General features: G+C 61.9%; 15 protein-coding genes, 1 tRNA gene and 1 pseudogene. 3 read left to right on the top strand and 14 right to left on the bottom strand.

The genetic code is table 11. The features are described from left to right. Positions 1-16: 16 nt before the first annotated feature. The 8 genes and pseudogenes from IVB26_RS31730 to IVB26_RS31695 all read right to left on the bottom strand — a co-directional run. Positions 17-286: a hypothetical protein gene (locus tag IVB26_RS31730; protein ID WP_247968955.1), complete on the bottom strand. Its 270-nt coding sequence runs from the start codon at positions 284-286 to the stop codon at positions 17-19. Between the two features lie 207 nt (positions 287-493). Then, on the bottom strand, positions 494-3,631 hold the full coding sequence (locus IVB26_RS31725) for an efflux RND transporter permease subunit (protein WP_247968954.1): 3,138 nt from the start codon (positions 3,629-3,631) through the stop codon (positions 494-496). 256 nt (positions 3,632-3,887) lie between these two features. Further along, positions 3,888-4,997, bottom strand: a complete 1,110-nt coding sequence (locus IVB26_RS31720) for an efflux RND transporter periplasmic adaptor subunit (protein WP_247968953.1) — start codon at positions 4,995-4,997, stop codon at positions 3,888-3,890. Between the two features lie 155 nt (positions 4,998-5,152). Then, complete coding sequence (locus tag IVB26_RS31715; RefSeq protein WP_247968952.1) at positions 5,153-6,016, bottom strand: class I SAM-dependent methyltransferase; 864 nt, start codon at positions 6,014-6,016, stop codon at positions 5,153-5,155. A gap of 59 nt (positions 6,017-6,075) precedes the next feature. Beyond that, positions 6,076-6,612: a DUF302 domain-containing protein gene (locus IVB26_RS31710; RefSeq protein WP_247968951.1), complete on the bottom strand. Its 537-nt coding sequence runs from the start codon at positions 6,610-6,612 to the stop codon at positions 6,076-6,078. A 67-nt stretch (positions 6,613-6,679) separates the two neighbouring features. Next, positions 6,680-7,573 carry an NAD(P)/FAD-dependent oxidoreductase gene (locus IVB26_RS31705; RefSeq protein ID WP_247968950.1) on the bottom strand — a complete coding sequence of 298 codons (894 nt, stop codon included), beginning with the start codon at positions 7,571-7,573 and terminating at the stop codon, positions 6,680-6,682. A 285-nt stretch (positions 7,574-7,858) separates the two neighbouring features. After that, a complete protein-coding gene (locus tag IVB26_RS31700) occupies positions 7,859-9,055 on the bottom strand; it encodes a multidrug effflux MFS transporter (protein ID WP_247968949.1) in 1,197 nt (398 codons plus the stop codon). 60 nt (positions 9,056-9,115) lie between these two features. Next, positions 9,116-9,277 (bottom strand): annotated as a pseudogene (locus IVB26_RS31695) (NAD(P)/FAD-dependent oxidoreductase); the annotation flags it as partial. 109 nt (positions 9,278-9,386) lie between these two features. Here IVB26_RS31695 and IVB26_RS31690 point away from each other — a divergent pair. Then, positions 9,387-10,070 (top strand): TetR/AcrR family transcriptional regulator, encoded by a 684-nt coding sequence (locus IVB26_RS31690; RefSeq protein ID WP_247968948.1) that lies wholly within the window; start codon positions 9,387-9,389, stop codon positions 10,068-10,070. A 244-nt stretch (positions 10,071-10,314) separates the two neighbouring features. Here the strand turns inward: IVB26_RS31690 and IVB26_RS31685 are convergent, their stop codons facing one another. The 3 genes from IVB26_RS31685 to IVB26_RS31675 form a co-directional block, all read right to left on the bottom strand. Then, entirely contained in the window at positions 10,315-11,082 is a 768-nt protein-coding gene (locus tag IVB26_RS31685; protein ID WP_247968947.1) for an LssY C-terminal domain-containing protein, read from the bottom strand. A gap of 124 nt (positions 11,083-11,206) precedes the next feature. Further along, on the bottom strand, positions 11,207-12,208 hold the full coding sequence (locus tag IVB26_RS31680) for a SphA family protein (RefSeq protein WP_247973322.1): 1,002 nt from the start codon (positions 12,206-12,208) through the stop codon (positions 11,207-11,209). 727 nt (positions 12,209-12,935) lie between these two features. Then, positions 12,936-14,045 carry an HlyD family secretion protein gene (locus IVB26_RS31675; protein WP_247968946.1) on the bottom strand — a complete coding sequence of 370 codons (1,110 nt, stop codon included), beginning with the start codon at positions 14,043-14,045 and terminating at the stop codon, positions 12,936-12,938. 609 nt (positions 14,046-14,654) lie between these two features. Between IVB26_RS31675 and IVB26_RS31670 the strand changes: the two genes are divergently transcribed. Next, a complete protein-coding gene (locus IVB26_RS31670) occupies positions 14,655-15,647 on the top strand; it encodes a formylglycine-generating enzyme family protein (RefSeq protein WP_247968945.1) in 993 nt (330 codons plus the stop codon). Then, positions 15,637-18,153, top strand: coding sequence for an arylsulfatase (locus tag IVB26_RS31665; protein ID WP_247968944.1), 2,517 nt, complete (start codon positions 15,637-15,639; stop codon positions 18,151-18,153). The genes IVB26_RS31670 and IVB26_RS31665 overlap by 11 nt, the downstream gene beginning before the upstream one ends. A gap of 45 nt (positions 18,154-18,198) precedes the next feature. Here IVB26_RS31665 and IVB26_RS31660 read toward each other — a convergent pair whose 3' ends face one another. From IVB26_RS31660 to IVB26_RS31650, 3 genes are all read right to left on the bottom strand, one after another. Then, positions 18,199-18,345: a hypothetical protein gene (locus tag IVB26_RS31660; protein WP_247968943.1), complete on the bottom strand. Its 147-nt coding sequence runs from the start codon at positions 18,343-18,345 to the stop codon at positions 18,199-18,201. Between the two features lie 293 nt (positions 18,346-18,638). Beyond that, positions 18,639-18,714: transfer RNA gene (locus IVB26_RS31655), tRNA-Ile, on the bottom strand. Between the two features lie 343 nt (positions 18,715-19,057). Beyond that, positions 19,058-20,032 (bottom strand): Bug family tripartite tricarboxylate transporter substrate binding protein, encoded by a 975-nt coding sequence (locus tag IVB26_RS31650; RefSeq protein WP_247968942.1) that lies wholly within the window; start codon positions 20,030-20,032, stop codon positions 19,058-19,060. Between the last annotated feature and the right edge of the window lie 108 nt (positions 20,033-20,140).

Genomic DNA, 20,140 nt, shown 5'->3' with positions numbered 1-20,140 from the left:
CAGCGGCCGTGCCGCTTCAGCAATCTCCGTCCCGACATTCCGGACACATGTCTCCGATCGAATCCAGGACCTCGCGTATCTCCGCGATCGCTTCGTCCGGAGAAACGCCGGCGGGCGGAACCTCGCGTGCGAGATCGATGGCGCGTGCGCGGGCGTGAGGGTCGGCCCGGTCCTTTGCCCAGCCATGCTCCTCGCATTCGTGGATGGCGCCAGCCTCCTGCAGCACGCTGAGCGCCCATCCGCGCAGCGTGCGGATCGCCGGCCGTCTTTCCTTCGTCATCAGCATCGAAGATCGCTCCTGCCGGGACGAATCCGTTCGCCCGCCTGCTCGTTCCCAGCGGTTAGCACGGGTCAGGGATTCCCAAACGGCAGGGCAGGGCTTGTCCACGTGTTCCGGAGGGCTGTGGAGAATGCGAGGTTTCGGGGCGGCGTCTTCTTTCATGCGGGGGGCGAGGATGCGGTGCAATCAGTGTCGTCCGTCAGGACTCGTCAATCAGCGTTGCTTCTCAGCAAGCGGAATTGCGTGGGGGTCATCACTCCCATGCTGCTGCGCGGCAGGCTGCTCGGGCGTGCCGGCCTCGTCCAGGCTCTTCCTGAACCAGAGGGCGTAGAGGCCGGGCAGGTACAGCAGCGTCAGGAACGTCGCGACGAACAGGCCGCCCATGATGGTGATCGCCATCGGACCCCAGAAGGCCGAGCGCGACAGCGGGATCATGGCGAGGATAGCGGCGAGTGCAGTCAGCACCACCGGACGGGCGCGGCGGACGGTCGCCTCAACGATCGCCTCGCGCCTGGTGAGGCCGTGCGAAACATCGGTCTCAATCTGATCGACCAGGATGACCGTGTTGCGCATGATCATGCCGGCGAGCGCGATCAGGCCGAGCAGCGCCACGAAGCCGAACGGGGCGTTGGCGACGTTGAGCCCGAGGGAAGCGCCGACGATGCCGAGCGGCGCGGTGAGGAACACCAGGATCAGGCGCGAGAAGCTCTGGAGCTGGATCATCAGCAGCGTCAGCATCACCATGACCATCAGCGGGAAGAGGACGAAGATCGAGGCGTTGCCCTTGGCGGATTCCTCGAACGCGCCGCCCGGCTCGATCCGGTAGGCCGGCTCGAGGTGGTCAATGATCGGCTGGAGCTTCGGCGTGATCTGGCTGGTGACATCAGGCGCCTGCACGTCGTCGACGACGTCCGAGCGCACGGTGATGGCCATGTCGCGGTTGCGTCGCCACATAATCGGGTCCTCGTGAGAGTACTCGATCCTGGCGATCTGCTGCAGCGGCACGGCCACGCCATTGCGCGAGGTGATGGTGAGATCACCGACGCCGCCGAGGTCGAGCCGTTCGGACGGAATTGCGCGCGCGACCACGGCCACCTTCTCGATGCCGTCGCGGATGGTCGTAACCTGCGCGCCCGAGATCAGCATCGCGAGCGCCTGTGAGACCTCCTGCGGGGTCAGGCCCATGGCACGGGCACGATCCTGGTCGACGACAAGCTTGAGATAAGGCGACTGCTCGTTCCAGTCGAGCTGGACGTCCTTGACGTTCTTGTTCTGCCGCATGACGTCGCGAACCTGGTAGGCGATCTCGCGCACCTTGTTGGCGTCGGGGCCGATCACACGGAACTGCACGGGGAAGCCGACGGGCGGGCCGAAATTGAAGCGGTCGACGCGCACGCGCGCCTCGGTCAGCATGCCGTCGGCGACCGCGTTCTCGATCTTGGCCTTGACCCGCTCGCGCGCCTCGACGCCCTTGGCGACGATGACGATCTCGGCAAAGGCCTCGTTCGGCAGCTGCGGATTGAGGCCGAGCCAGAAGCGCGGTGAGCCCTGGCCGACATAGGCGGTATAGGTCTCGATGTCCTTGTCGTCCTTGAGCAGCGTCTCTGCCTGCTTCACCGCCTTTTCGGTGACGTTGAAGGCGGTGCCCTCGGGCAGACGCAGTTGGAGGAACAACTCGGGCCGCTCCGACAGTGGGAAGAACTGCTGCTGGACCTGACCGAAGCCGACGACCGAGGCGACGAAGACGCCGACGGTCGCGGCCACCACGGTGATGCGGTGATTGACGCACCATTGCACGACCGCGCGCAAGCCTCTGTACATGCGGGTCTCGTAGACCGCGTGCGGATCGTGGTTCTGATGCACCTTCATCTGGGGCAGCAGCTTGACGCCGATATAGGGCGTGAAGATCACCGCCACGAACCAGGAGGCAACCAGCGCGATCGCCACGATCCAGAAGATGCTGCCGGCGTATTCGCCGACCGCGGAATTGGCAAAGCCGATGGGGAGGAAGCCAGCGGCCGTGACCAGCGTTCCCGTGAGCATCGGAAACGCAGTCGATTCCCAGGCAAATGACGCCGCGCGCATGCGGTCCCAGCCCTGCTCCATCTTCACCACCATCATCTCGACTGCGATGATGGCGTCGTCGACGAGCAGGCCGAGCGCGATGATCAGCGCACCCAGCGTGATGCGGTGCAGGTCGAGCGACATCATGTTCATCACGATGAAGACGATGCCGAGCACCAGCGGCACGGAGAGCGCGACCACGATGCCGGTGCGCCAGCCCAGCGCCAGGAACGAGACGAACAGCACGATGACGAGCGCTTCCATGAACGAATGCACGAACTCGCCGACGGCATGCTCGACCACCTTCGGCTGGTCGGCGATCTGCTTGACGTCGATGCCCTGCGGCACCGCCTTCATGAACTCCGCGGTCGCCTTCTCGACCTCCTTGCCGAGCTCGAGAATGTTGGCGCCTTTGGCGGTGACGAGGCCGATGCCGATCGCGGCCTTGCCTTCCTGGCGGACGACGAAGCTCGGCGGATCGACATAGCCGTGAGTGACGGTGGCGATATCGCCGAGGCGGAACACGCGACCGTTGCTCTCGACCGGGGTTTCGGCGACGGCCTTGGCGCCGTCGAGCGCGCCGGTGACGCGCAGCGGAACGCGCTGCGAGGAGGTCTCGACCGTGCCGGCGGGCGTCACGTTGTTCTGCTTGGCGAGCGAATCGAACAGCGCCTGCGGCGTGATGCCGAGAGTCGCGAGCTTGGCGTGGCTGAACTCGACGAAGATGCGCTCGTCCTGATTGCCGTAGACGTCGACCTTGGTCACCCCCGGCACCTTCAGCAGACGCTGGCGAAAGCCTTCGGAGACTTTCTTGAGCTGGGCATAGTCGGCGCCGTCGCCGGTCATCATGTAGAGGATGGAGTCGACGTCGGAGAACTCGTCATTGACGACTGGCCCGAGGATGCCCGACGGCAGCTGGCCCTGTACGTCGATCAGCTTCTTGCGCAGCAGATAGAAGAGATGGGGCACGTCCTTCGGCGGCGTATCGTCGCGGAAGGTCACCTGGAGCGCGGCGAAGCCCGGCTTGGAATAGGTCTGCACCTTCTCGAAATAAGGCAGCTCCTGGATCTTCTTCTCGATGGGGTCGGCGACCTGGGCCTGCATCTCCTGCGCGGTCGCGCCGGGCCAAAGCACGGAGACGTTGACCACCTTCACCGTGAAGAACGGATCCTCGGCCCGGCCGAGCTTCTCATAGGAGAAGAAGCCGGCGACGCCGAGCATCAGCATCAGGAACAGGACCAGCGTCGGATGGCTGACGGCCCAGGCCGAAAGGTTGAAGCGCTTCATCGCTCTCTCCGAAGACGATCCAGTTGCAAAAAAACGACAGCCACTCTGGTCAAACCGTCGTCGCGAGGCAGCGAAGCAACCCAGGGGGCTGGGCAGGTTCTGGATCGCTTCGCCGCTTCAGCCCAGGCATTTGCGCCGGGGCCCAAACTCTTCTCGCAAGGACGAACTCACTTTTCTTGTCATTCCGGGATGGCCGAAGGACCAGACCCGGAATCTCGAGATTCCGGGTTCGCTTCGTGGCCCGGAATGACGAAAGTTAAAACGACAGTGACGACACGACCCGCACCTTCAGGCTGGGATCGAGCTTCTGCACACCGAGGGCGACGATCTTGGCGCCCTCTTCGACACCACCGGTGATGATGACGTCGCTGCTGTCGTAGGACTTCACCGTCACCTGCTTCAACGTGAGCGCACCGTTGTCGTCGACGACGTAGAAGGACGGCTTGCCGCCTTCATTGAACAGCGCCGACAGCGGCAGCCGCGCGACGCGCTCGGTCGCGGCGTCCGACAGTGTCAGCGTCGCGGTCATGCCGAGCGCCACCTTGTCGTCGGCCTCGGGCAGCGAGAACTTTGCGAGGTAAGTGCGCGTGGCCGGATCGGCCGCCGGCGCGATCTCGCGCAGCTTCGCCGTGTACTTCTTGTCCGGCTCGGACCAGAGAGTGACGCTGGCGACACCCGACTTGGCGCGTCCGACCAGCGTCTCAGGGATCGCGACGACCGCTTCCTTTTCGGCAAAGCGGGCGACGCGGATCGAAGCCTGGCCCGCGGCGACCACCTGGCCGGGCTCGATCAGCGTTGTGGTGACGACGCCCCGGGCGTCGGCAACAAGCGTCGCGTAGGAAAGGGAATTTTTGCTCAGCTCGAGCGCGCGCTCGGCGCGGTTCAGGCGCGCGCGGGCCTCGTCGGCAGCGGCGCGGCTCGAATCCATCTGCGCATCCGTGGTCCAGCCCTTGGCCTTCAGGTCCTTGGCGCGCTGCTCGGCGGCAGCGGCCTGGGCCAGCACGCCGGTAGCGGCGGTCTGCTCAGCGACGGCCTGCTCGGCCTGAAGCTTCAGATCGACTTCATCCAGGGTCGCGAGTGCCTGACCGACTTCGACGGTCTGGCCGACCTCAACGAGGCGTTTTGCAACCTTGCCGGCAACGCGAAAGCCAAGATCGCTCTCGATCCGCGGCCGGATGGTGCCGACGAAGCTGCGCTCCGGCGTCTCGGCATCATAATGCGCGGTTGCGACCAGGACCGGCCGCGGCGGCTCGGTCTTTTCGGCGACGATATCATTGCACCCAGCCAGGGCCGCGGCCATCAGGGCGAGCGACACGCCTGCCAACAGCCTGGAATAGGGAGCGGCATCGATAAGCCGGTGACTCATGTCAGCACCCATCTCTTCTGCGTACCCTGACCGATTGGCCAACTAACTAACTCTCTACTCTCCGAGACCGCCGGCGAATACGCCCTCATCTGGTCCCGCTGACCGGCCAAAGACGCCCCCTCCACCGAGCGGGGCGTCTCCCCTGCTCATCGCTATCAGCTTGCGGGATTGCGCGCCGTGACGATCCACGTCGCGCTGTCGAATATCACCGACCGCTCGCCGGCGCGGCCCGCGAAGGCGGCACGAACCGCAGCCGAGGCGCGGGCGCGGATGTCGTCGGGCTGATCAGCGAGCGCGCGCGACAGCGGGCCGACCTCGAGCGTCATCTTCACCGCGTCGTCGATCGCCGCGTCCCGCGTCGCGCCCTCGCCAAGCGGGACGGAAGCATCGAAGGGCGCGAAAGCGATATCAGTGAAGCCGGCCGCCGTCAGGATCCGAGCCACCCGCCCCGGGTCGCCGAACGAGAATGGACCGGGCGCTTCGGGATCGGGCGGCGCCGTCGGCGGGACGATGCCCTTGATCGCGCCCATCGGCAGGCGCATCCAATCGTTCTCGGCCACGCCGCGCCAGCAGACGAAAGCGACCCGGCCGCCCGGTTGGAGCGCACGGCGCATATGCGCGAACGCCTTTGTCGGATCGTCGAAGAACATCACTCCGAAACGCGAGAACAGGATGTCGAACGCGCCCTCGGGCAGCTCGGCGCTGCTGGCGTCGGCTACCCGGAACAGGGCCGACGTATCGTGTGGCGCACGCGCGCGCGCTCGGCTGATCAGCGGTTCGGAGATATCCACGCCCAGCACTTGGCCCCCCGCGCCGACGCGGGCGGCCAGAGCCAGACTCGATGCGCCCGCGCCGCAGCCGACATCCAGCACGCGCTCGCCCGTCGCGGGCGCGGCGGCTTCGATCGCGGCCTGGCCGAACACCTCCAGCCTGGCGTCGAGCCGGGCCTGGTGGACGACCCAGCGCTCCCCGCTTTGGCCCTTCCAGTCGGTGACCTGATCCGCATTGTACTGTGCCATGCCAGATCCTTGTTCCGATTTGTTCTTCGAATTCATCGCGAGCGGCGTCGAGGGGGCCATCAATTGCCAATGTCCATCAAGATGTTCTGCAATGTCATGTCGAGTTGCTTGGCCACTACGTCGATGCTGGGATCGCCGAACAACGCGAATGTCGAAGAGGGTCGGTCGTATTCGATGATGGCGGTGCCGTCGTCCGCGCCATACAAGACCACGCGTATTGGCGCGTAGAGGCCCGCGGCCAAGTTGTGTTTCGTTATGGACGTGGCCACCAGGAAATTGCCGATCCCATAGGCGACCGCCGGCCGAGGACTGCCTAGTTCCACGGAGAGCCCCACCCCATGTTCAAGCGTGTACATGATCGTCAGGCCCGCAGGCGATGCCTGCCTTTCCAATTCGGCCCGTGCTCCGGCCATGTCCCCTTTTTTGATGAGCGGAACCACGCGGTCGAGAGCCAGGGCCTGCACCCGCGATTCGAGCGCTGCCCTCACATCGCCGAACGACCGCGTGGATCTGATGCGGATGTGCTCCACCGTGAACATTTGTGTCGTGACCCGATCTTCCTTGCGCGCGTCGGCGGATTCCGTAGCTGTTGCCATTGCTGCATTCTCCTTGCCGGTCCGATCGGCGCATGTCGATGAAAACACTCGTCGGTTGAAAGCTTGGTCAAACCACCATCGACTGCTGGGCGAAGATGCCCGCCATCGCGCCCTGCGATGATGCCTGGGTGACCGAGGGCAAGAAGACCGTGGTGAGGTCGCCGGCGGCGTAGATGCCGGGCATGCTGGTTTGGCGGCGCTCGTCGACCTTCAGGGCGATGCCGCCGGGCGTATCGACCGTGGCGAGGCCCAGTGATTCATGCAGGCTAGCGGACGGCTTGGTGCGCGGATGCGCGAACAGGATGTCGACCGCGACATTGGTGTCGGTATCGAGCTTGACGGTGGCGTTATGGCCCCCGTGATGGCCGATCCCGGTGATCCGGCCATCGACGACAGGTATTTTGCGGCGCGCCAGATCGGCCCGGATATCGGGCGGAATGTCGTGACCATCGGCGAAGAGCGTCAACTTGTCGGTCCAATCGAGGAACAGCCTGGCCTGATTGTGCGACTGCGGGCCGGACCAGACGAGGCCCCAATGTCGGCCGGCGACTTCAAAGCCGTCGCAATAGGGGCAGGGCACGATGGACGTGCCCCAGCTTTCGGCGTAGCCCGGCACGTTAGGCATCTGGTCCACGATGCCATAGCTCAGGATCAGGCGGCGCGCTCCAAGGCTTTCGCCATCGCCAGTGAGGATGGAGAATTTGTCGATGTTGCCAGAGATGCTGTCGGCCCTGGCATTGACCAGTCTGACCGTGGGATAACGCGCCAGTTGCTGCCGCGCCTCGGCCAGAATGTCCAATGGTGGCTTATGATCGTGACCGAGCAGACCATGCGAGTGGCCGGCGAAGCGGTTGCGCGGCAGGCCCGTATCTAGAACGGTGACCTTGCGGCGGGCACGGCCGAGTTGCAGGGCGCCGGCGAGACCGGCAAAGCTGCCGCCGATAATGATGACGTCATCCATGGTGATAAGCTCCGTTGGAGGACAGGTTGAAACCTGCCCATTGGCTTGCATATTTCGGACACTGCATGGTATCGTAATTCAGGAATTAGGATACTGTCAAGTACTTGAATTGCGGTGACCGAAAACTGACAGGGCTGGCGCGGCCGGCCCGCCGACGCCGGCGGGCTCGGGAGAAGGCACAATCGTCAAACTGGCGAAGTTTTGCCGCGTTTGCCCGACGCGTAAGCCGGACTTCGCAAAGCTGACGAGCGATTGAAAAGAAACGCGCGCGGAGTCATGCGCCAGTCAAGATCCCGGGCCCCGCGCGTACAGGCCAAGAGCCAGCAGGGAAAACGCGCTCATCACGATGCCCAGCGCCAACATTGCTTCATGTGACACTGCGGCAGCAAGCCATACGCCGATCGCGGCGATCATCATCTGCAAGAAACCCAGCAGCGCCGAGGCGGCGCCGGCCTTCTCCCCGAATGGAGAAAGCGCCCGCGCAGTGGCCAGTGGAATGACAACACCCATCCCGAGAAGAACAACGCACATCGCGGCCAGAAAAGGCAGGAAAGTCGGGCTTATTATCGAGATGAGCAGGATCGCAAGGTTGCTGGCGGCCGCCGCGCACAAGCCGGCCCGGATCGGGCCATCGAGCCCGTAGCGTGGTGCCAATCTCGATGCAAGCATACCCGCGGCGGATACGATGAAGACGGTGCCGGCGAAAAAGAGGCCTAGCTGGATCGGCGTGAAGTGCAGCGCTTCGATGAATAGGCGCGGTGCAGCGGAAAACAATGAGAACATGCCCCCTATGCAGAGGCTCGAGGTGGTCGCGGGAATCGCGAAGCGACGGTCGCCAATCAAGCCGGCATAGGTCCTGCCGATGGCAACTGGGTTGAGCGGCGTGCGGGTTGAATTGTGGGTTTCGCCGAGAACGATGCTGTAGGCAACGGCGCTGACGGCAGCAAAGGCCGCGACCAGCGCGAATTGGGCGCGCCAGCCCAGACTGTGGTCGAGTGCGCCGCCAAGCAGTGGCGAGAACCCGGCAGCAGCGGACATCACCATTATGATGAGCGCCATCGCGCGTGCCAGCGCTGCGCCGCTAAACAAGTCGCGGGCGATGGCGCGAGACAGCACTGCCGTCGCGCAAGCACCTGTTGCCTGCACGACGCGGCCGACAAGGAGATTAGGCAGGTCGGTCGCCAGACCGCACCAGACGCTGCCCGCGAAGAACACGGCAAATCCGATCAGGACCGGCCAACGTCTTCCGTAGCGATCCGAAAGCGGTCCGACCAGGAGCTGGCCCAATCCGAACACCGCAAGAAAAACGGTGATGGCGGACGTGACCGCCGCAGTCGTGACATTCAATGAGATCGCAATGTGCGGCAGAGACGGCAGCAAGATGTTGGTCGCCAGCGTTCCCATCGCGGTGAGGACGGAAAGGACGGCGATGGGCAGGGCGCTGGAGGTGGGCATGCGCAGGGGATTGACCAGGTCAGCCATCGGAGCTTTCCGGTATGAGGGATAGGTACGTTAAGGCGGCGAGTGAGGCGGTGCGCGCCGCGGTGGCTTGTGATCGTGGCCGAGCAGCCCATGCGAGTGGCCGGCGAAGCGGTTGCGCGGCAGGCCGGTATCGAGAACGGTGACCTTGCGGAGGGCACGGCCGAGCTGCAGGGCGCCGAGGAGACCGGCAAAGCTGCCGCCGATGATGATGACGTCATCCATAGGGAGGCTCCGTGGGAGGACAGGAAACCTGCCCATTGGCTTGCCTATTTCGAAAACTTCATGGTATCGTAATTCAGGAATTAGAATACTGTCAAGTACTGGAATTGTGGTGACCGAAAACAGACAGGGACGGCGCGGTCGGCCCGCCAACCAGGCGCTTGGCCAAACGATCGTCGACGCCGCGCGCGAACTCTTTGTGGAGTTGGGTTTTCAAGCGACGACGTTGGACAAGGTCGCCCGGCGGGCGAAGATATCCAAGCTCAGCATCTATCGGCACTTCGAGAACAAGGAGGCGCTGTTCGGCGCGGCCATGGCGGCCGGCTGCCAGCAGTTGTTTGCACCACAGACCCTTCTTGAAGGCGACGGCGGTTCGGTCGAAGACCAGCTCATGGCGGTGGGATCATTACTGCTTCGCACGCTGTTGCGATCAGACGTCCGCAGTGTCGAAGCCATGGTCATGGCCGACAAGACGAGTCAAAACGCGTTAAGCAAGCTCCATTACGAAGGCGGCCCCGCCCATGTCATCGCCCAAATCGAGGCCCTGTTGCGTCAGTTGCACGCGAAAGCGGTTCTGAACGTGCCCGATCCTCTCCGGTCCGCCCGCTTGTTTGCCGCGCTTTTCAAAGGATCCGATCTCCTGACGATCGCACGCTTCGATCAGGCGAGAGCAGAGGACGACAACGAAATCGAATCCTATTGCCGGTCGGCCGTCGCCATGTTCATCGCCGCGCACGGCGGCAACGACCACGCGGGCGGATATTTGCCTGCCCCAAGGTCAAAAAACAAAATTTGAATCGTGCGTGATCGATGTCGTCAAAATAACCGAGACCGGTTTGAAAATCATGGAGGCTGAAGAGCTTCCGATTGGCGACAAGATCGCGGAAAACTACGCTTGTTGAACTATCGGTTGCGATACCGGTCCGCCGATGATTCCCGCGCGCCCACCCGCCCTTGTCAGTCGAGAAAATAGCTCCGCAATCGCAAAGCACCGGCAACCAGGGAAGTTGCGGAAGCCGAATAGTTCGCCTGCGGAACGATCATCGGGCCTGCGAAATCCAGGAAAACGCCGCATCCTTTATCTGAATCAAAGCGGGCGCCGGCAGCATCTTAGTGACTTTCTCTGCTTTCTCCCCTCGACGGACAAGCCTGGCCACCCAGATCTCTCCGTCGGTGTGATAGGGGTCCCCTTCGCCATTCCGGCCGTTGAGTGTGGGGCCGATCCCTCGCATTTGATAAATGCCCGTGACCACCCGCGCCTGGTTGAACTCGCCAATCAACTGGTCTCGCTCTTCATCAATGTTTGGTGCGATCCTATGAGTAATCTGGCCGGTATCGCGGCTCAGTGTGACCCCTTTGTCGAAAGTTGCGGATCCAAGCCAGACGGGACTTCCATCGGTCCCGTTGGTAAGGACTAACCATAGCCGGACGTGTTGGCGGCGGTCAGCGCTCACTCCGTCCGGCTTTTCAAAGGCCAAATCCTCGCGCCGTCCCTCGAAGAAGAGCGGACTGACAGGCGCATCCTTGTAAGGCCGATCAAACAGGACGCTGCCCACGATTTCGGCGCTGGTCCGCAACGTAATCGGGTCTGCGGGAAACCAGGCGGCAACATGAAACGCAGAAATGACGTCTTCACGGCTTCCGACGAGGCCAACGTTAATGGGACCGCCTGGAATTCCCTGCGCCGTCGAAGTCAGCATGGGCAGATGCGAGAGCCCAGGCTCGTGTTCGACCCGCGACCAGGTGGCTGGTAGAACCAGGTAACTAATTATGACGTAGCAAGCGATCACCGCTGCGAAGATCAGCAAATAGCGGCGTCTGCGTACTCCTAGACTCACTCGACCGCCTCCGCACGACGTTTGATCGTGGCGAATAGACGCAAATATCTGCGGGCCCGCGATGGATCACGCCGGCCTCGCTCGGCGCGATTCCCTATTTCGTCACGATCCGTCGTGTCGGCGTCACGGTGCTGGTCGGCGCCATCGGCGAGATCGAGAACGTCAGCCACGTATTCCAGCCTGCTGGCCGGTTCTCCGCAGCGAATTCGCCATATCCTTTCAGATTCAGATAGCCCTGCATGTCGCCAACCGGAAACAGAAATCCGATCTGCGGACCGACGGCAAGGACACGTGAGCGGAAACCACCCAGGATGGGGTGCTGCCCGGAATCGTCGGTGATCTGCTGATACGCATATCCGACGAGTCCGACAAAGAGCTGCTTTGAAAGAAACTGGGAGGCACCCCAGTCGACATGGAAGTCAACGCCGCTCTGGTACTGCGTGTCCGGATTCTTGAAATTGTAGGTGAACCCCGCGACCGCTGAAAATTCGTGTCCCGCCTGCGGATTGAAATAGGTGTAGCCGCCGCCGCCATCGATCGCGCCATGACCGATGCCGAGATTGGCCAGGCGGTTTGGATTGTAGGCCCCGACGGGAATGTCTCCCGTCATATAGGTCATGAAGTTATGGACCCCTTGATTCCATTTCAGTGTCACCTGCGGATAGAGGTCGCCGACGGAGGTGACGGAGTCGCCGATGCTTCCGATGCGCGTGGTCGCAAGCGGTCCGAACCCGGTTGTCAGGGTCCCGCTGAGGTCGGCGGCCGACCGCCCGAACAGGCCCGTGACACCGACAGCCAATTGTCCGCCCAGCACCGGCGTCGCAAAGGTGTAGGTGGGGTTGAGCAGCACCAGATCGGCCTGCGCGTTCAGATGCAGATCCAAGTTGACGTTGACGGCCGCCGGAAATCGGCCGATCTGAATTTCTCTTGACGCGGCCGCGGCGCCGAATGCCGATACGGAGGTGTGATAGTAAACCTCAGCCATTGACCATCCCGGCACCGCGGGCGTTGCGGCAAGGCTGCTGAAGCGTCCGGGAAGCCAGTAGGAAACGCCGCTTTCGTCGGCGTATGCGGCGTCGGATACGGACGAGGACATCACCAAGATTGTGCCGATCACCGAGCAGATCAGCCGACGACCAGAGTTGCGTTCGGGTATGCAGCGCGTCATGTGCTCCCCCAATGTCCGTTCACAACAGTATGTCAGCGAGATTGTGAATGTCTCGCCTTAAAGTGGCTAGCCACGAAATTGCGCCGCCGTGTTGCCTTGGAGGCACGTTATCTGCATCGAGGCGTTCGCATAACTCCCTGTGCAATGTTGCCTGCGTCAAAGCCTGATGCAGTGCGTCGAGCACCGTTCGTCGGCGCTAAAAAAGACGAGCGTCGCGCTTGTGGTGTCCAGTAAAGATTCATTCCCTACGCGCATTGCGCGTGAAACAGTGGCCTGTATGGGCGTTGCTGGTATTCAACCATTCCAACGGCTGCACCTTCGCTGCCATATCCGGAGCGCGGCTGACCCTGTAGGTGGCGTTGCTGCATTTCAGGACCCAGACGGCATGATCGGCCCTTGAGCGCCTTGCATCTCTCGTAGCACCGAGCGCCTTCTCACAGACAAAGCCCTGCGTCCGGATCTGCGCAGCAAGCACCTCCTCGGCATTTCTTCCGCGGCTTTTGCGACGGATACCGTCAGGTCGGTATGAGACACACTTCCTGTCAGGAGCGATGCTGCGAGGAAAACAGCGCCAGCAAACAGATGGACAGGCGTAACGACGTGGCGATCATCGCACTGCATGTAAACCTTCTCCCCGGTTTGAACCTGTCGGTTGCTAGAGATAGGCCGTGTAAGAGCTCACCCATACGAGGATCGAGGCGAGGAGACCGATCACGCCGGCATTGTCGGCAAAGGCGGTGGCGCTGCCGGACATGCCCAGCCGAAGCCCGTCACGATCCATCCCGTCGGGGATAGAGATTTCTGCGGGAAACATCGTTGCGCCGCCGAACGTGTTGGTGCGGGCGAGCGTCCCGGATACGGCGATCTGCCCTTGCCCGATGCCCCTGGGAATGCCGATGATTTTGGCGTGATAAATGCGGCCGGGCACGTTGTCGAAAACGATGTCAACGACGGCACCTTCCTTGATCACCTGGAAGCCGTTTTGAGAGAACACGCCAACAAGCGCGATCTCCTTCTCGACAATGAACGACATCGCCGAGCGCGCCTGCAGCGCCCGGTCGCCGACGGTCAAGGCAACGACGGTGACATAGCCGTCTTCAGGCGCGCGAACCGTTGTCTGCGACAATTCCCAATTTGCGTTCTCGAGTTGCGCCTGAATCTGTGCGACCGTGGTGTTGACACCGCCGATCTCGGAATTCAGCGCAAGCTTGGCGCTCTGCTGGGCCGCTTGCGCAGCCGTGAGCTGCGCCGACACGGTTTCGTACTGAACCTGCTTGTCCTGCGCCTGAAATTGCGTGTTGGCATCGTCGGAGGCCAGCGTCTCAATGTCGGCGAGACGCTTCTTGTTGTAAGCGGCCTGCGCGGTGAGTCCCGCCACATTCGCGCTCGCCTGCTCATAATTCGATTTCAGGATCTCGGTCTGCTGCTTTGCCGCCGCGAGCGAGGCCTGCAATTGCGAGACCTTGTACTGAAACGGCGCCGGGTCGATCTGAAACAGCACGTCATCCTTCTTCACCGGCACGTTCGGCTTGACCGGTATTGCGACAATTTGTCCCGTCACATTCGGAGTCACCTCTACCACGCGGCCGGTCACAGTCACGCGGCCCGACGGCGTGAGATAATTAAAAAGCGCAAGAAACGTCGCGAGAATGAACCCGCCGATCAACAGCGCGATCGTCCCCGACAACCAGCCCCAGCGCACGAGTTTGAATTTCGAGAATACGATCCATAGCGCAACGAGGTAGAGGCACAGAACGATAACCATGGCTGGTCCTCATTCTCTGATTATGCTATCGTGATGCTCGTGGAGGTAGCTGAAGCATCACTCTTCGAGATTCTGTCAGACTACAAGTCCGTCAATTTTAATTCCAGCGCGCGTTTTTGATTCTGCAGACGCCATGCGGTGTTAACTGCAGTCGATGTTGCACGGCCTCTCGCTCGGAAGCGGGAGCACTACGTCGGCGATCGTTGTTTTGCAGCACGTTTTTTGGCAGCAAAGGAATCTATGGTCATGCGCATCACAAGCTTGAATCAGATTCTCGGTGCGGCGGCATATGGCCCCTATGCTGCGCCTTACTACGCACGTCCGGCCTGCGGCTACTATCCGTATCCGCCCTGCTATTGAGAGATCGACGAAAGGAAGGCTTCGAGACGCAGGCATCAGCGCTTGAAGTCGCGTTGCGCGCCTGGATCGCGGACGGCGCAGCGGTGGCTTGATTTAGGTCAACGAATGCGTCCCGCTGCTGGTTCATCCAGCATCGGATGAGGGTTAGGCCAAGTCGTCGGGCGTCGCTTCTCAATGTCTCAGACGAGAGTCGCTTAAGTTTCAGCTCGGACCGGTGACTGGCAATAGGGATGCGTCTTCGGAGAAGTCATGACCCTTGCCAATGCGAATTCGTCATCTGATCAACAGCTGCAGCAGCAGTCTGCCGACGGCGCCATGCTCTACGTTCCCAGCGGCACGTTTCGCATGGGTTCGGATCGACACTATCCCGAGGAAGCGCCCGTTCATCGCGTGACCGTCGATGGATTCTGGATGGACCGCGCGCCCGTGACCAACCGGCAATTCCGGCAGTTCGTTGAAGCAACCGGCCATGTCACTCTTGCCGAAACGGCACCGGACCCGAAGGACTATCCGGGCGCGCTGCCGCATATGCTCAAAGCGGGTTCTCTCGCGTTTGTCGCGCCGGAACGGCGCGTCGATCTGCGCAATTGGGGCGAATGGTGGACGTTCAGGTTTGGCGCCAACTGGCGACAGCCTTACGGACCCGGCAGCTCGATTCGCGGACTGGACGAGCACCCGGTCGTGCATGTCGCCTTTAGGGATGCCGAAGCCTATGCCAGGTGGGCGGGCAAGGAGCTGCCGACTGAGGCCGAGTGGGAATTCGCGGCACGCGGCGGCCTTGACGGAGCCGAGTTCGCCTGGGGCGACATGTTCGCGCCCGGCGGGCGTCAGTTGGCCAACACCTGGCAGGGTGAGTTTCCGCACGAAAATTTGGCGATCGACGGCTATGCAGGCACTTCGCCGGTGACGGCGTTTCCGCCGAACGGTTATGGCCTCTACGACATGATCGGCAATGTCTGGGAGTGGACCACCGATTGGTACACGGCGAAGCACGAAGCCGATGCGCAAAAGGCCTGCTGCATCCCCGAGAATCCGCGCGGTGGTCGCGAAGACCAGAGCTACGACCCGTGCACGCCCGACATCAGGATTCCGCGCAAGGTGCTCAAGGGTGGATCGCATCTGTGCGCTCCCAATTATTGCCGCCGCTACCGGCCGGCGGCACGCCATGCCGAGCCGGTTGATACGTCGACCAGTCACGTTGGATTCCGCTGCATCAAACGGGAGAAACGTCATGAACGATGAACGGAGCAGTTGGCGACCGAGCCCAAAATTGCTGTTGGCCACCGGGCTTGCGACATTGCTCGTCGCTTTGCCGGGGCTTCTCGCTGCGCCGGCGGCGGCGCAACAGATCACCGGCACGCCGGGCACGCCCGGCGCTACGATGACACTCGATGGCAAGCAGCTTCCGCCCGAACCTCCGAAGTTCGGCGGCGTGATCGAGGAAACCGCAAAGGACTCAAAGCCATACTGGCCACCGTCCGTCGTCCCGCCCAAGGGCGCGCCAAACGTGCTGCTGATCATGACCGACGACCAGGGTTACGGTGTGTCCGGCACTTTCGGTGGTGTTGTTCCGACCCCGGCGATGGATCGCGTCGCCAAGGCGGGTCTGCGCTATACACAATTTCACTCGACGGCGCTCTGCTCCCCGACGCGGGCGGCGCTGATCACCGGCCGCAACCACCACTCGGTCGGGTTCGGCGTGATCGGTGAAATGTCGACCGGCTATCCCGGCTACAATTCCGTCATTGGCCAGGAGAGCGCGACGGTCGGGACTATTCTGCGGGACAACGGATTTGCCACCTCGTGGTTCGGCAAGAACCACAACACGCCAACCTATGTGTACAGTTCGGCCGGCCCGTTCGACCAATGGCCGATCGGTATGGGATTTGAATACTTCTACGGCTTCATGGGGGGCGAGACCGATCAGTGGACGCCCTATCTTTTCAAGAACACGACTCAGATTTTTCCGTGGGTTGGCAAGTCCGGCTACAACCTCATCACCGACATGGCGGATGAGGCCATCAACTACATGAACGGCTTGAACGCGTCCGCTCCCGACAAGCCGTTCTTCGTCTATTACGTGCCTGGCGGCACCCATTCGCCGCATCAGCCGAAGAAGGAATGGATCGACAAGTTCAAGGGCAAGTTCGACATGGGCTGGGAGAAGCTGCGCGAGCAGATCTTCGCCAACCAGAAGCGCCTCGGGGTCGTCCCCGCGAACACGGAGCTCACTCCCTGGCCGGATACCCTGCCGAAGTGGGACTCGCTCTCGCTCATCCAGAAGAAGCTGTATGCGCGCGAAGCCGAGGTGTTTGCCGCCTACGCGGCCTACACCGACAATGAGATTGGCCGCGTCATCCAGGCGGTCGAGGATATGGGCAAGCTCGACAACACGCTGATCATCTACATCAGCGGCGACAACGGCACCAGCGCGGAAGGCACGCTCGAGGGCACTCCGAACCAGATGACCGCCTATAACGGCGTTCTGAAACTGCCGGAAGCCGAGCTGATGCTGCACTACGAGAATTGGGGTTCCGACAAGACCTATCCGCATATGTCCGTGGCGTGGTCGTGGGCCTTCGATACGCCGTTCAAGTGGACCAAGCAGGTTGCATCGCATTTCGGTGGGACCCGGCAAGGCATGGCTATCTCATGGCCCGGCCACATCAAGGACGTCGGCGGCATCCGCAGCCAATTTCATCACATTGTCGATATCGTGCCGACGATTCTTGAAGCCACTGGCATTCCCGCACCCGCGACGGTCAATGGCATCAAGCAAAAGCCCATCGAAGGCGTTAGCATGGCCTATACGTTCGACCAGGCCAACGCCAACGCGCCGTCAAAGCGCGACACGCAATACTTCGAGATGTTCGCGAACCGCGGCATCTACCATGATGGCTGGTATGCGTGCACGACGCCGCCCGCTGCCCCCTGGCTTTTGGGAACGGCAAAGCTGCCCGAGATCAGCGAATACAAGTGGGAACTCTACAATATCGCCGAAGACTTTTCGCAAGCCAACGACCTCGCAGCCAGGAATCCCGACAAGCTCAAGGAGCTGCAGGCACTGTTCATGACGGAGGCGGGGAAATACCAGGTCCTGCCGCTGGACAACTCGGTGCTGCCGCGCCTGACTACGCCGCGGCCGAGCGCGACCGCCGGACGAACCGAATTCACCTACAAGGGAGTAAATCCCGGTATCCCCGTCGATAATGCACCCAACATCATGAACAAGAACTACACGATCACTGCCGACATCACCGTCCCGCAAGGCGGGGCTGAGGGAATGATCGTGACGCTCGGCGGCCGCTTCAGCGGCTATGGCCTCTATCTGCTGAAGGGCAAGCCGGTCTTTGTCTACAACATGCTGGATTTGAAGCGATACCGCTGGGAATCGGGCGTAGGTGCGCGGGACTGGTTGGGCACTGCGCTCAAGCCGGGCAAGCACATCATCGCGTTCGATTTCAAATATGACGGCCCGGGTTATGGCAAGGGCGGCGCCGGCGTGCTGTCGGTCGACGGCAAGGAGGTTTCCCGACAATCGATCCCGCACTCGACCTCGTTCATCATGGCGATCGACGAGTCGTTTGACGTCGGCGTGGATACCCGCACCGGAGTGGATGACAGCTACAAGCTGCCGTTCCAATTCACAGGCAAGATCGACAAGCTGACGTTCAAGCTTGGACCGACGCAGGTTTCGAGCGACGAGCATCGAATCATCCAGCACGCCCGCGTCAGAGCAAGCGACTAGTTCGAGCGCCATTGAGTCTGCGGATATTGAAGGATATCCGCAGGCTCATCCGCACCACACCAGGACATCGCCGATTGCCGAGATCTTCGCAGCACGTTGAGAAATCGAATCCGGATGGCTTCCGGCGCCATCGGGCGATTTCGTCCTGATGATGCGGCTGTACTGGCCGAGCGAGAAGAACCCCTCGATCATCAACGGATCGTGGAAGATTCCGCGGTGAAGAAAGCCTCGACGGCTTGAGATTGACAGATACGAACCGGAGGAAGGGACAGTCTTCGCGGAGACAAACCCTTCACCGGCAGCTCGCCTGGCCGCGCACCGCGCGGGATGACCTTTTCTTGCGATCAAGCCAAATTGGCCGGATCGAATGTGAAGCAGTAGTTTACAGTTTGCTGAAGCATGGTTGCGAGCCACGAAGCTAGGCGTTTCTGGTGCGGTGACTCAGCGGTGCAACGAAGCGACACCAATTAAGGCATCGTTTTTTTTGGTGGGCCCGGCAGGACTCGAACCTGCAACCAGACCGTTATGAGCGGCCGGCTCTAACCATTGAGCTACAGGCCCCGCCGCGAGGCGGCCGCTTGGCGCGGCCGGCAACGGTGCGCGGTTCGTTTACAGGGACGGAGGCGGGGGTGCAATGCCGGCTCTGGCGGAGGGGAACGCCGGCGGAGTATTGTTTATGATTTGCGAATACCCGAAATTGGCGATAATGACTGTATACTCCTGTTTTGCCTGACGAAGCAAACGGCCTTACCGAGATCCTGTTTTTCGGCTCCGGTAACCCATTGAAATAACTGGCCTCGTCTACTGTGCATGGGGTTGTTTGCGACTTTTGATGAAAGGGAGCCCTCCCGGACCCCGTCCGATGCGTTGCCGACGAATCGCAAGCTCGTTGCACAGCGACGCGCTAGTCCACCGAGACCCCGGCGAACTCCACGACCTTCTTCCACTTCTCGGTCTCGTCGGAGACCAGCTTGCCGAATTCGGCGGGTGTCATCGGCTTGGGGAGGCCGCCGACTTCGGTGAGGCGGGCGACCAGCTTCGGGTCCTTCAGCGCTTCGCCGACGGCCTTGTTGAGGATCTCGATCACCTCGGGTGGCGTGCCCTTCGGCGCGGAGATGCCGTAGAAGCCGATCGATTCGAAGCCCGGCACGGTCTCGGCGATTGCGGGCACATCGGGCACGCTCGGCCAGCGCTGCGGCGAGGTCACGCCCAGCGCGCGGACATTGCCGCCTTTGGCCTGCTCCAGCGCGGAGGGCAGATTGTCGAAGATCAGCTGCACCTTGTTGGAGATGATGTCGGGGAATGCGATGGCAGATCCGCGATAGGGCACGTGAACCATGTCGCACTTCGTCATCACCTTGAACAGCTCCGCCGACATGTGCACCGAGGTGCCGTTGCCGGACGAAGCAAAGGAGATCTTTCCGGGATTGGCCTTGCAGTAGTCGACGAACTCCTGGACCGTCTTGGCCGGAAACGCATTGGAGACGACCAGCATGTTGGTGAGCTGCATGATGCTGGCCACGGGGGTGGTGTCGCGCAAAAAGTCGAACGGCAGCTTCTTGTAGAGCGAGGTCGAGATCGCGTTGTTGGGCGCGACGAACAGCAGCGTGTAGCCATCCGGCGGCGAGTTGATCGCGGCCGCAGCGGCGATGTTGCCGCCGGAGCCGGTGCGGTTCTCGACGATGAATTGCTGGCCGAGACGATCCGACAGCCACTGCGCCATGATCCGCGCCACGATGTCGACCGGGCCGCCGGCGGAAAAGCCGATCAGCCAGTGCACGGGGCGGTCGGGATAGGCGGCGGAGGCGGGAGGCGTTGCGCTGAAAAGACCTGTGAGGATTGCGAGCCCAAAAATACCCTTACGCAAAATTCGCAACATGACGCCTCCATTGTTCTATTGTCGTTTAAGGGCATGCTTTCACAAAATCGGGCCGCTGCCTACATCGTCACTCAAGTCGGTGTTGACGCAGGTCCGTCAGGGACGACC

Source organism: Bradyrhizobium sp. 195 (assembly GCF_023101665.1).
In the GTDB taxonomy this organism is placed as follows: domain Bacteria; phylum Pseudomonadota; class Alphaproteobacteria; order Rhizobiales; family Xanthobacteraceae; genus Bradyrhizobium.
Note: the sequence above shows the minus strand (reverse complement) of the source record. Positions and strands in the feature narration are given on the sequence as shown.

What these genes read in the sequence shown, in the direction of transcription:
- IVB26_RS31730 (WP_247968955.1), bottom strand. Translation starts at nt 286, where the DNA reads ATGCTGATGACGAAGGAAAGACGGCCGGCGATCCGCACGCTGCGCGGA.
- IVB26_RS31725 (WP_247968954.1), bottom strand. Translation starts at nt 3,631, where the DNA reads ATGAAGCGCTTCAACCTTTCGGCCTGGGCCGTCAGCCATCCGACGCTG.
- IVB26_RS31720 (WP_247968953.1), bottom strand. Translation starts at nt 4,997, where the DNA reads ATGAGTCACCGGCTTATCGATGCCGCTCCCTATTCCAGGCTGTTGGCA.
- IVB26_RS31715 (WP_247968952.1), bottom strand. Translation starts at nt 6,016, where the DNA reads ATGGCACAGTACAATGCGGATCAGGTCACCGACTGGAAGGGCCAAAGC.
- IVB26_RS31710 (WP_247968951.1), bottom strand. Translation starts at nt 6,612, where the DNA reads ATGGCAACAGCTACGGAATCCGCCGACGCGCGCAAGGAAGATCGGGTC.
- IVB26_RS31705 (WP_247968950.1), bottom strand. Translation starts at nt 7,573, where the DNA reads ATGGATGACGTCATCATTATCGGCGGCAGCTTTGCCGGTCTCGCCGGC.
- IVB26_RS31700 (WP_247968949.1), bottom strand. Translation starts at nt 9,055, where the DNA reads ATGGCTGACCTGGTCAATCCCCTGCGCATGCCCACCTCCAGCGCCCTG.
- IVB26_RS31680 (WP_247973322.1), bottom strand. Translation starts at nt 12,208, where the DNA reads ATGTCCTCGTCCGTATCCGACGCCGCATACGCCGACGAAAGCGGCGTT.
- IVB26_RS31675 (WP_247968946.1), bottom strand. Translation starts at nt 14,045, where the DNA reads ATGGTTATCGTTCTGTGCCTCTACCTCGTTGCGCTATGGATCGTATTC.
- IVB26_RS31670 (WP_247968945.1), top strand. Translation starts at nt 14,655, where the DNA reads ATGACCCTTGCCAATGCGAATTCGTCATCTGATCAACAGCTGCAGCAG.
- IVB26_RS31665 (WP_247968944.1), top strand. Translation starts at nt 15,637, where the DNA reads ATGAACGATGAACGGAGCAGTTGGCGACCGAGCCCAAAATTGCTGTTG.
- IVB26_RS31660 (WP_247968943.1), bottom strand. Translation starts at nt 18,345, where the DNA reads ATGATCGAGGGGTTCTTCTCGCTCGGCCAGTACAGCCGCATCATCAGG.
- IVB26_RS31650 (WP_247968942.1), bottom strand. Translation starts at nt 20,032, where the DNA reads ATGTTGCGAATTTTGCGTAAGGGTATTTTTGGGCTCGCAATCCTCACA.